Origin of the sequence: Brucella sp. (genome assembly GCF_032066345.1) — a bacterium.
Lineage (GTDB): Bacteria > Pseudomonadota > Alphaproteobacteria > Rhizobiales > Rhizobiaceae > Brucella > Brucella pseudogrignonensis.
Genome location: NZ_DAMBKZ010000011.1, coordinates 49,953 through 65,031 on the forward strand (window position 1 = coordinate 49,953; position 15,079 = coordinate 65,031).

Consider the following 15,079-nt stretch of genomic DNA (forward strand, 5'->3'; position numbering starts at 1 on the left):
TGCGATATTCCTATTGAACGGTTGGGTCCAGCTTGTCGCGCAGCCAGTCCCCGAGCAGGGAGATTGAAAGGGTGGTCAGCACGATGACCATCGCAGGTGCCAGCATGATCCATGGTGCTTGCGTTAGATATTCACGCGCAAAGCCAACCATGTTTCCGAGTGAGCTTTCAGGTGGCTGCACGCCAAGGCCGAGAAATGAGAGGCCCGATTCCATCAGAATGATTTCCGGGAACGTCAGTGTCATCGACACGATCAGTGTGGAGGCGACATTGGGCAGGATATGGTGAAAATAGACGCGAAAAGGCGTAGCCCCCAGTTGTACAACAGCACTCGCATAACCCTGGGCACCGGCGGAAATCGCAAGACCACGCGCGATGCGCGCATAGCGCTCCCAGCCATAAAACCCCATGAGACAGATAAGCAGCGTCATCGAGTTGCCGAAGAAGGCCAGAACGGCAAGTGCCAGCACCATGAACGGAAGTGCTGCCTGAAAATCGGCCAGCATCAGCACCACCTGCTCAACCCAACCGCGGAAGCGTGCAGCCAGAAAGCCGAGCAGCGTTCCAAAAAATGCTGAGAGGATCGTGGCACCAAATGCGATGATTAGGGAAACACGGATCGACTGCAAAAGACGTGAGTAGACATCCCGACCAAGCTCGTCCGTGCCCAGCCAATGACCGGGTGTACCAAGTGGAACAAGGCGCGCCATCAGATCCATTTTGGTGATCGGATGGGGCCGGAGAAGATCGGCAAAAATCACCACAAAAAGCATAAAAGCAAGCCAGAGGATCGCGAATGCAACGCTTGCCGGTACTGACTTGCGCAGACGGGTAATAAGCCCCGGCGCCCGGATTGCGGTCGTGCTGTGAAGAGCTGTGTCGGTCATCCTCAACCTCCCTTAATGCGCAGCCTTTGATCTCAGGCGCGGATCAAGAACACCGTAGAGAACATCGACAATGAGATTGGAGACAACCATGCAGCTTGCGATCATCAGAAGAAGACATTGCACAACTGCGAGGTCACGATTGGCAACCGAGACGACGAGCAGACGCCCAACACCCGGCCATGAAAAGATGGTCTCCACGACAACCGCACCGGCAATCAGCGAGCCGACCATGAAGCCCACGATGGTGACAATGGGCACAGAGGCGTTGGGCAAGGCGTGTTTCCACACCACATCATGCCAGCTTACACCCTTGGCCGAAGCTGTGCGGATATAGGGACGGCCCAGAACCTCGATCATCGCTGAACGCGAGAACCGGGCGAGAATTGCCGTGCCGCCAATCGCGATGGTGAGCGTTGGCAGGATGCCGTGTATCCATGTATCGCTGCCACCTGATGGCAGCACACCCAGCTGGATCGAGAAGATCAGAACCAGCACGAGACCGAGAACAAAAGACGGCACCGTGAAACCAAGAATGGAAAGCGTGATAACACCACGATCCGCAAAACCCTGGCGATGCAACGCGGCATAGACGCCTGCAGGAATACCAAGGCAGAGCTTGATGATCAGTGCTGGTATCGTGATTTGAAGGGTAGCCGGAACGCGCTGCAAGACCAGGTCCATCGCCGATGCCTTGTCGCGCATGGAGACGCCGAAATCAAAACTCAGTATCCCTTTGAGGTAAGAGAGATATTGAACCCATAGTGGGTCATCCAGCCCCCATGCCTTGCGAAAAGCATTGATGGATTCCTGCGGTGCATCGGGGCCCAGCATGATCTGCGCGGGGTCGCCAGACATGCGCAGAACAACGAAAGCGAAGGTCATAACCAGAAACACTGTGACCACTGCACGAAAAAAGCGGGACGCTATATAAGAAAACATTCAAGCCTCACGCCGCAGTTTTAACCGGCTCGACAAAGTGACAGGCCGTCCTGCGGTCGTAACCGGAAACTTCAAGATCAGGCATTGTGGTCGGACACTGAAACCCAGCCATCGGACAACGGGGATGGAACACACAACCATCCGGCCGATTGGCTGGATTGGGTGGTTCGCCCTTCAGGATCATTCGGTGTTCAAGCGGTTTGCCGGGAACAGGCACGGAGGAAACGAGCGCTTTTGTATAGGGATGCTGTGGCGTTTCAAAAATGACGCCGGAGCTTGCTTCCTCGACGATCTTGCCGAGATACATCACCGCCACGCGGTCGCATATATTGCGCACCACCTTGAGATCATGGCTGATGAAAACCATGGCAACGCCGTGGAGTTCCTGCAAATCACGCAGCAGATTGACGACCTGCGCCTGAATGGAAACATCAAGTGCCGAAACCGGTTCATCGCAGACCAGCAGTCGTGGACTTGTTGCCAGTGCCCGCGCGATGATGACACGCTGGCGCTGGCCACCCGACAATTCATGCGGATAGCGATCTCCCTGATCGCGGCGGAGACCGACCGATATCATCAGTTCTTCGATACGTTCTTTAAGCTCTGTGCCTCGGGCCATGCCATGTATCTGCAAAGGCTCGCCGATTTGCGCGGCAATCGTCAGCCGTCGATCGAGCGCTGCAAGCGGGTCCTGAAAGACCAGCTGCATTTGCGCACGCAGCTTCCGCCATTCAGGCGTATTGCGCGGCGGCAACGGCTTTCCGTCAAAAAACACCTGCCCTTCGCTGGCATCATCAATGCCAAGCAACATGCGGCCAAGGGTGGATTTGCCGCAACCAGATTCCCCTACGATACCCAGTGTTTCGCCGGGCTTGATCGTCAGGCTGACACCATCAACCGCTTTGACCGGATCAGCTTTTCTGAAGATACCACCCGCCTGATAGGTCCGGACCAGATTGCGTGCTTCCAGAAGGTAACTCATGCTGTCGCTCCTTCTGCCTTTAGCGCACCCGCTATATTTGCCGCATCCGTATAATGGGTATGCACCACGTCTTCTGCGTTGAAACACGCGACTTTCTGTCGGCTTAATTGACGGAGATCGGGGATGTGTTTTTCACATTGCTCGCTGACTTGCGAGCAGCGCGGAGCAAAGGCGCAGCCCTGTGGCAGGTGTCGCGGATCGGGAACCGTACCCGGAATGGCTCGCAGTCTTTCGCGACCACCATCGAGCCTTGGAATGGCGTCGAACAGACCGAGTGTGTATGGATGTTTTGGCGTCTCGAACAGTTCTGCAGTTTGTCCGCTTTCGACAATCCGGCCCGCATACATCACTGACACGCGCTCGCAAATCTGACTCACCGCGCCAAGGTCATGGCTGATGAACACGATTGCCATGCCGGTTTCCAGCCTGATTTCATTCAGAAGATCGAGTATCTGCGCCTGAATGGTGACATCGAGTGCAGTGGTTGGCTCATCGGCAATCAGCAAATCCGGTTCACCCGCTAATGCGATAGCGATCATGATCCGCTGACACTGGCCACCTGAAAATTCATGCGGGAAAAGATCAAACCGTCGCGCAGCATCTGGAATGCCAACCCGCTCCATAAGTTTGACTGCTTCAAGCCGCGCTGCGCTGCCCTTCAATCCACGATGAAGAGACAATGATTCCACAATCTGCGGGCCAACTTTCTTGACCGGATTAAGTGACGAACTTGGATCTTGAAAAATCATTGCAACGCGACCGCCACGAACGCTTTCCTGCGCATGGCGGGGAGCACCAATCAGCTGTTGACCATCAACAACCACTGAACCGGAAACAGATGTTTTTCCCGGCAAAAGCCCAAGAGCTGCCAGCCAGGTTACGGATTTTCCGCACCCCGATTCCCCAACCAGACCCAGAGTTTCACCCCGGTCGATGTCGAGATTGATACCGTGCAGAACCTGCACACCGCTGAAAGAAACCTTTAAATCCCGAATGGAGACGAATGCCACCGTCTTCTCCTTTCGCTCGGTCAATCGCGGTTACTGGCGATTTTTCAGATGCATTTCATGAAGAGGAAAATGGCTGACGCGTAAACGCGTCAGCCATTCATCAGGATCAGACGTTCCAGTTGTTCGAACGGAAATCCATGGCGAATGCCGGAGCAGCCTTCCACTTCAGTTCCTTCTTCATGCCGGTAAACACGGCATTCTGATGCAGGATGTTGTAAACCGGATCTTCACGCTCGCAGATTTCAAGCATACGCTTGATCGCCTTCTTGCGCTCTCCGCGATCGGTCGAAGTTTCCATGATAACCGACAGCTTGTTGACCTCTTCGTTCGACCAGTCCTTCTTCTGCTGGACTTCGCCGTTCGGGCCAAACTGAACCACCATTGGTGTGATCGGATCATTGATGTTGTTGGATGCCGACCAGTCACGGACACCCTTTGTGCCTGCTGGATCGTGAATCTGCGCCCAGTTTTCCTTCATCTCGATCTCGACGTTGAGACCAACCTGCTTCCACATTTCTACCAGAACCTGAGCGGTTGGCGTCTGGTTGGTATAGTAGTTGTTGAGCAGACGATAAGGAATCGCATCGCCCTTGTAGTTGGCCTGCTTGAGCAGATCGCGTGCCAGTTCAGGATCAAACTTCGGTGGCTCCCAACCTTCGATAAACATGTCGGAGGTGCTGAAGCTTTCAAACTGCAGACCTGCCGGAACAACGGTCTGGCCAGCCCAGAGCGAATCCACGATTGCCTGACGGTCGATCGAATGGGTCATCGCGCGGCGAACGAGCGGATCGCGCAGGACTTCGTTCTGCGTGTTGAAGATCGTTGTACGATGGTTCCAGATGGTCGAGCTTTGAACTTCAAGGCCTGGATTGTTGGCAACATTGCCAATCTGGTCAGGTGGAAGATCACAGGCGAAGTCGTACTGACCGGAAATGAGGCCATTTACGCGGCTTGCTACTTCTGGCACTTCCACGAAACGGATCTGCTGAAGCGGTGGACGACCACCCCAATATTCGTCGTGGGCCTCAAGAACGAGTTCTACGTCAGGCTTATAATCGGCAACCTTGTAAGGGCCGGTCGTGACCGGCTTGCGTGCCCAATCAGTATAGGATTTCGCTTCATTCCAGGCGCGCTTGTTGGCGATCTGCGAACCAAAGGCGTAGAGACGGCCTTCAAGGGTGACGTCAGGTGTCGCGTTGTGGAAACGCACGGTGTATTTGTCGACAGCTTCAACGCCGCGAAGAGCTGGCCAAAGACGGCGCGAAATGCCTGGAATTGCAGCCGGAAGTTCTTTTTCAGTTTGCGGCTTGAAGTTTGCCTCATAAAGCGTCTTGCCACCGGCAGGCTCAGTGCCTGCAAAAAGGCGTTCGTCCGAGAACGAGAAGACGACGTCTTCAGCTGTCAGTTCATCACCATTGTGGAACTTGACGCCCTGACGCAGCTTGAGTTCAATGGTCTTGTCGTCCAGACGCTTCCATTCGGTCGCAAGACCCGGAACAGGGCCCTGATTGCCCATCCAGTCACGCAGGATGAGACCTTCCCACAAATTCGGGAAGAAGACACGCTCGCCAACATTCGACTGCTCGTTCCAGATGTCGAGCGTGTTGTTGTTGGTGATCTTCTGCACGGCAATCGTGATCGAACGGCGCTGATTGGCGCGACCGATGCTTGGAAGGATAAGGGTGCCGGCGGTGGCTCCCATCAGACCTAATGCGTGACGACGATTAATAAGCATTCTTTACCCCGAACGATGGCGACCACCGCATCAACGATGACCAGCTGTGAGACTGCACGGGGAAATAGGCCTCCTTTGTAACAGGATTTTCTCAGTTCATTGAAGCTTTCTTGAATGCACACGCTTTTGATGCTGCATGAGCGCAACAAAAAACCCGGCTCAAAGGCCGGGTTTTTCTTATCATAGACGTTCAGCTGATTAAGCAGCAGAAGCCTTGATCCAGTCAGCAAGGCGGCTCTTTGGAGCAGCGCCAACCATGTTGGCGGCAAGTTCGCCGTCCTTGAACATCAGCAGCGTCGGGATCGAACGCACGCCAAACTGTGCTGCGAGTTCTGGGTTTTCGTCGATATTGACCTTGGCGATCTTGACCTGACCAGCCATTTCAGCGGCGATTTCGTCAAGAGCCGGAGCGATCATCTTGCAAGGACCGCACCATTCAGCCCAGAAATCAACGACCACAGGCTCGCTCGACTGAAGAACGTCCGACTGAAAATTGCTGTTATCGACCTTTACGGTTGCCATAGGGCTATCCTCATATCTGTTTGAGAGCATAAGACTCATCGAGAAACTGCTCATTTGACCATATCATGTGGCGTGTCAGCCCGCATTCGTCAAGCTCTGGTTGCTCACCTTTCCTTGAGAGTCACTGAGAGCCTTCAATGCTTCATTGAGCACGTTTTCCGGCAATGGCAGCAAATACGGGCCTTCCGTGAAGAGCAAAGCCACTTCAACAACCCTTCCCGGATAAAGAGGCGCAAGCAATTCCCGATAAAGCGCCAGCTGTGCGCGATAGGCAAAAGGCACGGCTTCAACGGTCTTTGGTGGAGGTCGATTGGTTTTATAATCCACAATCAGCACGCGGTTTTCATCAACGCTTATGCGGTCGATCTGACCCGAGACGGCATGGTCTTTTCCGCCGAGATTGATCGTGCCCATGACCGCCACTTCACCACGGGATCCGCGAGCAAAAACCGGCGCAAACTTTGGATCGGCCAGAATTGTCGCAACACTCGCCCAGGCTTTCGCGCGTTCAGCTTCCGGCCAGTCGGCAGCGATGCGTGCCAGATAATCCTGTGCAAGCTTCTCGCGCTCATTCGTGGCCACTTCTGGCAGATATTGCAGCAGCATATGGATCGCCGTACCGCGACGAAGAGCAAATGCAGACGTCTCGCCGCCCTGTCCCAGAACCGGCGACAGCGTATCAAGCGGTGGCTCCTCATCCGCTTCAATCAGTGCTGATGCACCCGATGGCGCCAGCGGACGTGGCAGACCCGGTTCCGGCTTTATGGGCTTGAGATAGTCGAGCGGCAGCGGCGGCAGCTCTGCTGCTTGCGCCACTTCTGGCTCTGCAATCTCAGTGAGACCGCGCGGCGTGTTGCGATAGCGTCGGGCGGCAACACCCGATACCGGATGCACAAATGTTTCGGCCTTGGTTGTGAGCGCATCTTCAACCAGCCTGTGCCACGTCTCGCCGCTTTCACGCGAACCGCGATAGCCACAGACAATCAACTTATCTTCAGCACGCGTCATGCCCACATAAAGAAGACGGCGATATTCTTCTTCGGCACGGGCCTTCAAGCCTTCAATCTGCGATGCCAAAAAGCCGGTCTGATAGCCAGCATTGGGCTGCCAGAGATAGCCTTTCACCTGTGGCCCGTCATTGCTGAGATCAAACGGGATCAGCTTGGGCGCGCGTGTTCCGCTCCAGACGGCATTGCCCGGATCAACCAGAAACACCACAGCACCCTCAAGCCCCTTGGCGGCATGAACCGTCATGATACGCACTTCGTTGCGGCCCTGATCAAGTTCGCGCTTGATCTGCGGTGAGGCTGCATCAAGCGTTTCCAGAAATGCCTGCATACCCGGCAGACCAGCGCGTTCAGCCGAAAGCGCGTAGTTCTGGAATTCGTCGATAATATCGCCTGCTTCCGGTCCAAGCCGCGCCAGAAGCTTACGCCTTGCGCCATCGGCACTTAAGATTCGCGCATAGAACTCGAAGATCGGCATGGTGTCGGCCATATTGCGCCAACGGCTCAGCGTCTTATGCACACCGATCAATGCAGGTTCTTCAAGGGATGCATGGTAAAGGCGCTCAAACAGCGTTTCGCCGCTCTTGCGCGGATTGGCCAGCGCAAACAGCCTGTCATCATCCCAGCCAAATAGCGGGCTTTTGAGAAGCGAGGCCAATGACAAATCATCTGACGGCTGCAAAACGAAACGCCCCAGCGCCATCAAATCCTGAATGGCGATGTGACTTGTAAGCTTGAGCCGGTCGGCACCAGCCACCGGCACATGGCGCTCTTTGAGTGCGCGAGAAAGTGCTGGCATGAACTGATCGCGCTTACGAACCAGCACCATAATGTCTTTCGGCGCAAGTTTGCGGTTCTGGCCCGGAATGGTTTCGCCGCGATCAAGCCAGTAGCGAATGGTTGCTGCAATCTGTTCGGCGAGTTTGATAGCTGGAGCTTGCAAATGATCGACCGGCACGCGCCAGTCGTCGGGCTCCTCCACCTCTTCCGGCGTCAGCATATCCCAGATTTCCACCTCGCCCGGCTCATTATCGCGAATGGCAGAGTGAACAGTGGCACCTGACAAGCCACGATTGGCCTCGGGACGAGCAAAAACTTCGTCCACGGCCTGCAACACATCCGGCGCTGAACGGAACGAGAAGTTGAGGCTGACGCGCTCAAATTTTAGTTCTGCATCGGCAGCCCTGAGGCTGACCGCCCTGCCCTGTGCAGCAAAGTCTTCCGGCACTGCACCCTGAAACGAGTAGATCGACTGTTTTTCATCGCCGACGGCAAACAGCGTACGCTGCACGTTGCGCTGACCGAGGCCCGAGAAAAACTCTTCCGACAACATACGGATAACCTGCCACTGATCGGGGCTGGTATCCTGTGCTTCATCGACAAGAATATGATCAATGCCGCGATCAAGCTTATACTGTACCCATTGCCCCGCCCCATCACGCGCCAGAAGCGCCACCGTGCGGGTAATCAGGTCTTCAAAGTCAAGCAGGCCGCGCTTGCGCTTCAAATCATGATAGCGCTGCAGGAGATTATCAATGAGTGTGAGCCCGGCCAGATTTAGCCGGATAAGCCGCAGTTCCTTGATCTTGTCGAGACCGAGTTCAACACGCATTGCTGCGGCATTAAAATCTTCTTCGAAATCCGGCAGCAGCTTTTTGACCGCAGCCGAGCCGACATAGGAACCGGATTTTGCTTCGCCGGTGGCTTTCAGGAAGGAAGCGCGCAGAACGGCTTCCTTGTCGAAGCTGCTCTTGACCTTGTCATATTGCTTGAGCTGCAACGCAAAATCATGTGCGCGTGCCGCACCCTTCTGGATCGACAAAATGAGATCGAGTGCATCGTCTGAAAATTCCGGCACCGGCCACATATCATCCAGCAAATCGGATTCGCGCGTGTCTGGCCGGAAACGGAAATGCCTATGCAAAGTCTCGCTGCGCTCATCCGCATTACCAAGCGCCGAAATGTATTGCTGCAAGCCGTTGCGGCGACCCACAGCTTCATCAAGCAGTGCCTGCAAACCCATCTCGCCTGCTGCCTGCATGACATCAGCAAAAGCGTTTGCCAGTTCCGGATCGCCGCCGCCATGTGCGGTCTCAAGCAGGGTGCGTCGCGCTTCGCCGACAAGAGCCACCTGCATGAGATCGTCCATCATCTCGAAGTGGCCTGCAATATTCGCCTCAAGCGGGAACTGATGCAGGATCGCTTCGCAGAATGCGTGGATGGTCTGGATTTTCAACCCGCCCGGCGTTTCAAGCGCGCGCGCAAAAAGCCTGCGTGCCACCGCAAGCCGTGTCGCTCCCGGACGCCTGCCTTCGAGCTTGATAAGCCTGTCAGCCAGATCCTCATCCGGCAACATTGCCCATTCGGACAATCGCGCAAAGACGCGGTTCTGCATGACAGCTGCTGCCGCCTTGGTATAGGTGAGACAAAGGATTTTTGACGGATCAGTGCCTTCGAGCAGCAGCCGGATAACGCGCTCGGTCAGAACGTGAGTCTTACCCGAACCGGCATTGGCCGACACCCAAACAGAGGCCAGCGGATTGGCGGCACTGGCCTGCGCGTCGATGGTTTCCTTTGGAATGACACGTTGTTTTTTCATTCGCCGCCCTCTCCGCCAGCATCACCACCAGCGGACCATTCCAACACGCGTGCAAGATGATCATAATCGCCAGTCAAATCTGTCTCACGAAAAGGAAGCGCGCGGGAAAGATAACCCTTAGCCGGATTCTGATATTCAGCAAGCAGTTGCGCCAATCGTTGCCAAGCCTCTTCGCCAAGGGCGGGCGCGGTCTTTTCAGATGGTGGCCGACCGATCTTCAAAATCGATTCCGGCTTCACCTCGCCGCCTGCCCGTAAGCGCACATAGGTCAGATCAGACGCGCGAACCGACCCCAGTTCGCGGAACGCACCGCGCACGAGAAGAGCGGCTTCAAGCGCCAGCTGTGGCGACAAGAGGACATGCGCCTGTCGTGGCGATGGCGTGGAGCCGGTCTTATAGTCGATCACTTCCGCAGTTCCGTCGCGCATCAGATCGATACGATCAGCGCGGCCCGACAGGGTGATGCCAAGACTTTCGACCTCGCGCTTATCCGACGAAATTTCGGCAAAGCGGGTCTGAACATTATACGCGCGTTCCCGCTCCCATTCGAGGAATTGCGGAATAAGTGCGGTAAAACGCGGCCACCAGACTGCTTCGATCTCAATGGGCAGATCCATTTCGCCAAAGAAATGTCGGCCAAATTCTTCAAGTTGCGTTGCTGCATCCGGTGCCAGCGGATCGATGCCCTCTTCTGTGAAATGTCCAAGAATGTCGTGAAAAAGCGTTCCACGTTCTGCGGCTGCCGGATCGCGGATCAGCGGCTCCAGCGGACGCAACTTCAGAATTTTTTTGGCAAAGATCGCATAAGGATCGCGACGCAGGGTTTCAATTTCCGTGACTGAAAAATGCTTGGGCCGCGCGCTTACAGGTGGTGCCGGTTCCGGGCGTTTGACAAAAGGCACATCAGGCGCCTGATCGATTTCACGCGCCCAATGGATGAAACGTTGCCCACGCGAGCGCATATCCTTGGTCACGTCTGAACCCAGCACCGTTTCAAGCCGCTGCAACCAACGCGACGGAATCGTCGGCGCATTATCAGAACGCTGCGAACGTGAAAGCACTACATGATCCATGCCAAGCGCCATCTGAAAATCATGTGCTGCAAGGCCGGTACGGCGCTCAGGTGGATCAAGCGCGATCATTGCCTTCATAGGGCGCGACATGAACGGGTCGTTGCGCGTCTTGGCGGGCCATGTGCCTTCGTTGAGACCACCGATCACCAACGTATCCATGGTCTGCAAACGCGCTTCCAGCGCACCCCAGATGAAGACGCGCGGATGGCCACCCGGATGCGGCTTGACGGTTTCGCCCGACATCAGAGCTTCAAGAATTGCGGGCCATTCAATAGCCTCAAAGTCCAGTCCCGCTTCGCTCGCCACAAGCTGACGCAGAAATGAAGCCAGCTTCTCGCCATGCTCGCCGGAATAATAACGCGTGACGCTTTCGCTTTCATCACGCGCCAGGTTTTCCAGCGCTTCCACAGTTGCCCGTGTAATCTCGCCAATATCCGTTCGCCGGTTAATGGTGGCAAAAGGTGCAAGCGGCGCAACAGCTTCCGACAGGCTCACGCAAAGCGCGCGCGCCGCCTCGATCATGTCAGGCGTAACAGTCGCGTGCCATGCCGGTTGCCATGACTGGTTGGCGCTTTCTTCCATGCGGCGATCGAAAAAGGCGGGAAGATCGATGATCGATGCCCTGCCCGTACCGCCCCGGAACGCCACCAGTTCAAGCGTTTCCGCAGCCAGTCGCCGGTCAATGCGCTTACCGCCAAGCCTTAGCATCGGGTGCTTGACCAGCGCTAATAGGGCCACCGGATCGCCGGGGTTGAACACCGTTTCGACCATGAGACGCATCAGCGTCGCGGTTTCGATATCGCGCAAATGGCGACCGCCGGAATCATCGGCGTCGATGCCAAAGCGGGCGAGTTCGCCCACCACGCGGCGCGCGAGATTTCTATCGGCAGTAACCAATGCTGCAGTCTTGTTTTCATCACTGATCGCATCGCGCAGCGCCAGGGCCACTGCCAGCGCTTCCTCACGCTCATTGGCGGTTTCAATCAGATCGATCTTTTGAGCCGATTGCAGCAATCTTTGGGGCTGCATATCCGCATCGCGGTTGAGCAGGCTCCATGCATCAGTGGTTTCCGCCGGGCGCAGTGCTTCGCTGACCACACGCTCCAACACGCGCTTGTTAACCGGCATATCTTCGATATGCTCGACATCTTCGCGTAATACGCCAATAGCCTGCAACAGCTTGTGGAGACCATATTGCGGATGGCCAAAGGTGGACGGATTATCATCCGAAGCCCCCAGCAGGTTCCAAGCGCCTTCATCAAGATCACGGTCCAGTCCCGGCAGAACCACAGCACCTTGCGGCAGTCGGGCGATGACTGAAACGAGCTCGGCAGTCGCGGAAATGGAGCCTGTGGAACCAGCCGCAATCACAGGCCCTTGCGGCGGATGATCGCGCAGTCGCCGCACCTCACCCCAGATCAGTTCATTGCGGTGCGCTGCCGGATTGGACAGCTTGCGCTCTTCCAGAATTTCCGGCCAGAGTTTCGTGACAATATCGAGAAAGCCGAGCGTGACCTGCCACCAGTCGGCAAGGTCATCGGGCGCAATGCTGGCAAGCTCACTCCATTTGGCATTGTCGGTTTCGACCTGATCCATCAGGCCAGCCAGATCACGCGCAAGCCAAATCGCGTCAGAGGTTGTTGCGGGAACCGAAACATCATCGACGCCAAACAACGCCCGCACATGCGCAGGCAGCGATTCACGCCATGGACGAATAAGCCTCGCCAGCAGCAACAGCCGTTCAGCCTTGCCAATTGGCGGATTAAGATCGAATACGCCGCTTGTGGCTGCGTTGAAAAAAGCCGCATCTTCGTCCACATCACCCAGCGGGCGAATGGTCGGAAGGATCGCAGATTTAGCCGGATTCATATCGACCAGAATGGAACGAAGCGCACGCGCTGCACGGCGCGTCGGCACATAGATAGTCGCGTTCGCTAATGCCAGCGGATCAGAGGCATCACCCGGAAAGCCTTCAATCAGGCGACCTTCCAGAAGTGCCTTGGCAAAGGCCGGTAGAAAAGCTGTGCCGGATGGAATGGAAAAAAGCTTCGGCCTCGTAATGGTCATTCCGCCATGCTCTCCTTACGCAATTGCGGAAAGCACAGCCTCCGCCTCGCCAATTGCTTCCGGTGTTCCCACCGTAAGCCAATGCCCGGTCATGGGCATACCATAAAGACGTCCGGCTGCAATGGCTTCATCAAAATAGCGGTTGAGCGATGAAACACCCGGCTCGGCTTTGGCAAAAATACGCGGATGAATGACTGCTGCACCGGCATAGATGACCGGATAGCCTACGACATCACGCAGACGGCGCAAGCGGCCCTCTTCATCTGCAACGAAATCGCCCTTGCCTTCAAAACCTGTTGCCTGATCGAGCCTCGCCGTCATGAGAAGAATATCCATGCAGGCATCGTCCCAGACATGCGCCAGCGCCGAAATATTCGGCTGCGCCTCATCACCAACCCAGAATGTATCGGCATTGAGTACGTAGAACGGCTTACCCCCAAGCTGTGGCAGCACATTCACGATACCACCTGCAGAATCGAGCAGCAGATCACGCTCGTCGGAGATCGTGATTTTCGGCTTTGAGCGACTGCCAAGATAGTCGATCAGTTGGTCGGCTAAATAATGAACATTGACGATTGTATTCTCAACGCCTGCACCCGCCAGCGCATCCAAGCCCCAATCGATCAGCGGCTTGCCGGAAACCTTAACCAGTGGCTTGGGCATGGTTTCGGTGATCGGGCGCATACGCTTGCCAAGACCTGCTGCAAGCATGATCGCTGTATCAGGACGTGTCATTGTTTCTCCAGCAATGCGAGATCATCAAACCAGCGGGCGACCGGCGCCATGACCGGATGCTTTAGGACGCGGCTAAGATAGTCGTGAATGCGGGGCAGATGCGCGAGATAATGCGGCTTGCCATCACGTTCATCAAGTCGCACGAACAGACCCAGCAGCTTGGCGTTGCGCTGCGCACCCATGGCGGCATAGGCCATGCGGAAAGCTGCTTCGTCAAACACATGGCCAAGCTTGCGGCGTTCATCGCAATAAGCATCCACCACTGCCTTTTCGAGCTCCGGCGTAATTGTCACGCGAGCATCAAGTGCCAGCGACGCGACATCATAGGCTGCAGGGCCGATCATCGCGTCCTGAAAGTCGATTGTGCCAATCTTGTTTGCGCTTTGCGCATCCTCAAACCAGAACAGGTTTGGCGAATGATAATCGCGCAGCAGCAGGCTTTTCTCACAATCAGCAATAGCATCGAGAACTTTGTCCCATGCCCCTTCATAAGCCTGCGCTTCTGCATCAGTCAGCTTGCGGCCCATCATGCGCGGCGCATACCATTGCCCGACAAGGCTCACTTCCATGATCATCGCATCACGATCAAAAGGTGCAATAATGTGATCTGGATAGCCTGCAACAGGTGCATGGTCCGGCCACTGAACCCCATGAAGATGCGCAAGAAACCGTCCAGCCGCTTCATAGCGTTCAGCCACAGGCTCACCCGATGGAGCCCTGATGCCCTCAAGCCCGAGATTTTCGAGGATCAGCAGTCCTGCATCAATATCAATAGCGCGCATTTGCGGCACGCGCAGGCCATTTTTCGCAAGCAGATCATCAATGGCCACGAAAGCCTGAATATTCTCTGCAATATGCGCAAGCTGGCGATAGGACTTGCCGTTGCGCAATGGCGGATCGTAGGGCATCGCAGGCGCATTCATCAGGACTTCAACGCCGTGCGCACTGTCGATAATCTCATATTTGCGCGGTGAAGCATCGCCCTGCAAATAGCGGCGCGTGGCCCCTGCCCGGTCGTTTTTTTCCAGGAAATTGCGGATTTTCAGCGTGCGCTCAAGACGCGAAATCGCAGCGTCTGTCCCGCTAATTGCGATGCGCCGCCCTGCCCCTTCGTGGGTTAATGTGACGGCAAAGCTCGGCTCTGGCAGAAAACCTTCCGCCTGTTCCGGCCATTCGGACAGCACAACACCATCTTCGAGAAACTCGACAAGTCCCAGCTCATCCAGCTCTTCGCCATGCGAAATCCGGTAAAGATCAGCGTGAGCGACGGGCAAGCGCAGCGCCTCATAGCTCTGCACCAGCGTGAATGTCGGGCTTGGCACCTCAAGCCCCTCATCATCGGCAATCGCGCGAATGACGGCGCGTGCGAGCGAGGATTTACCGGCGCCAAGATCGCCCGATAAAGTAACGAGATCGCCTTTTACCAGCGCCAAGGCGAAATCCTCGCCAAAGCGTTTGGTCGCAGCCTCATCGGGCAGGAACAATTCAAGACGGGTTATCGGGCTACTGATTGGGGTGCTCATA

Annotated in this window: 10 protein-coding genes; all 10 read right to left on the reverse strand. The window is 55.8% G+C overall.

Annotated elements, in window-relative coordinates; all coding sequences use genetic code 11:
* Positions 1 to 10 precede the first annotated feature (10 nt).
* Positions 11 to 886, reverse strand: a complete 876-nt coding sequence (locus RT142_RS14715; protein ID WP_313029569.1) for an ABC transporter permease — start codon at positions 884 to 886, stop codon at positions 11 to 13.
* A 12-nt stretch (positions 887 to 898) separates the two neighbouring features.
* A complete protein-coding gene (locus tag RT142_RS14720; RefSeq protein ID WP_064322252.1) occupies positions 899 to 1,825 on the reverse strand; it encodes an ABC transporter permease in 927 nt (308 codons plus the stop codon).
* Positions 1,826 to 1,832: 7 nt separating this feature from the next.
* Positions 1,833 to 2,807, reverse strand: coding sequence for an oligopeptide/dipeptide ABC transporter ATP-binding protein (locus RT142_RS14725; protein ID WP_313029571.1), 975 nt, complete (start codon positions 2,805 to 2,807; stop codon positions 1,833 to 1,835).
* Positions 2,804 to 3,817 (reverse strand): ABC transporter ATP-binding protein, encoded by a 1,014-nt coding sequence (locus RT142_RS14730; protein WP_313029574.1) that lies wholly within the window; start codon positions 3,815 to 3,817, stop codon positions 2,804 to 2,806. Before RT142_RS14730 ends, RT142_RS14725 begins: the two co-directional genes overlap by 4 nt.
* A 106-nt stretch (positions 3,818 to 3,923) precedes the next feature.
* Positions 3,924 to 5,552, reverse strand: a complete 1,629-nt coding sequence (locus tag RT142_RS14735; RefSeq protein WP_007872550.1) for an ABC transporter substrate-binding protein — start codon at positions 5,550 to 5,552, stop codon at positions 3,924 to 3,926.
* Positions 5,553 to 5,750: 198 nt separating this feature from the next.
* Positions 5,751 to 6,074 (reverse strand): thioredoxin, encoded by a 324-nt coding sequence (gene trxA, locus RT142_RS14740; protein WP_007872546.1) that lies wholly within the window; start codon positions 6,072 to 6,074, stop codon positions 5,751 to 5,753.
* Between the two features lie 75 nt (positions 6,075 to 6,149).
* Positions 6,150 to 9,680 carry a double-strand break repair helicase AddA gene (addA, locus tag RT142_RS14745; protein WP_313029578.1) on the reverse strand — a complete coding sequence of 1,177 codons (3,531 nt, stop codon included), beginning with the start codon at positions 9,678 to 9,680 and terminating at the stop codon, positions 6,150 to 6,152.
* On the reverse strand, positions 9,677 to 12,820 hold the full coding sequence (addB, locus tag RT142_RS14750) for a double-strand break repair protein AddB (protein WP_313029581.1): 3,144 nt from the start codon (positions 12,818 to 12,820) through the stop codon (positions 9,677 to 9,679). Before addB ends, addA begins: the two co-directional genes overlap by 4 nt.
* A 15-nt stretch (positions 12,821 to 12,835) precedes the next feature.
* Positions 12,836 to 13,555, reverse strand: coding sequence for a nucleotidyltransferase family protein (locus tag RT142_RS14755; RefSeq protein WP_112804492.1), 720 nt, complete (start codon positions 13,553 to 13,555; stop codon positions 12,836 to 12,838).
* Complete coding sequence (tsaE, locus tag RT142_RS14760) at positions 13,552 to 15,078, reverse strand: tRNA (adenosine(37)-N6)-threonylcarbamoyltransferase complex ATPase subunit type 1 TsaE (RefSeq protein ID WP_210346694.1); 1,527 nt, start codon at positions 15,076 to 15,078, stop codon at positions 13,552 to 13,554. Before tsaE ends, RT142_RS14755 begins: the two co-directional genes overlap by 4 nt.
* Position 15,079: the final 1 nt, after the last annotated feature.

What these genes read in the sequence shown, in the direction of transcription:
- RT142_RS14715 (WP_313029569.1), bottom strand. Translation starts at nt 886, where the DNA reads ATGACCGACACAGCTCTTCACAGCACGACCGCAATCCGGGCGCCGGGG.
- addB (WP_313029581.1), bottom strand. Translation starts at nt 12,820, where the DNA reads ATGACCATTACGAGGCCGAAGCTTTTTTCCATTCCATCCGGCACAGCT.
- RT142_RS14725 (WP_313029571.1), bottom strand. Translation starts at nt 2,807, where the DNA reads ATGAGTTACCTTCTGGAAGCACGCAATCTGGTCCGGACCTATCAGGCG.
- trxA (WP_007872546.1), bottom strand. Translation starts at nt 6,074, where the DNA reads ATGGCAACCGTAAAGGTCGATAACAGCAATTTTCAGTCGGACGTTCTT.
- RT142_RS14735 (WP_007872550.1), bottom strand. Translation starts at nt 5,552, where the DNA reads ATGCTTATTAATCGTCGTCACGCATTAGGTCTGATGGGAGCCACCGCC.
- RT142_RS14755 (WP_112804492.1), bottom strand. Translation starts at nt 13,555, where the DNA reads ATGACACGTCCTGATACAGCGATCATGCTTGCAGCAGGTCTTGGCAAG.
- tsaE (WP_210346694.1), bottom strand. Translation starts at nt 15,078, where the DNA reads ATGAGCACCCCAATCAGTAGCCCGATAACCCGTCTTGAATTGTTCCTG.
- addA (WP_313029578.1), bottom strand. Translation starts at nt 9,680, where the DNA reads ATGAAAAAACAACGTGTCATTCCAAAGGAAACCATCGACGCGCAGGCC.
- RT142_RS14720 (WP_064322252.1), bottom strand. Translation starts at nt 1,825, where the DNA reads ATGTTTTCTTATATAGCGTCCCGCTTTTTTCGTGCAGTGGTCACAGTG.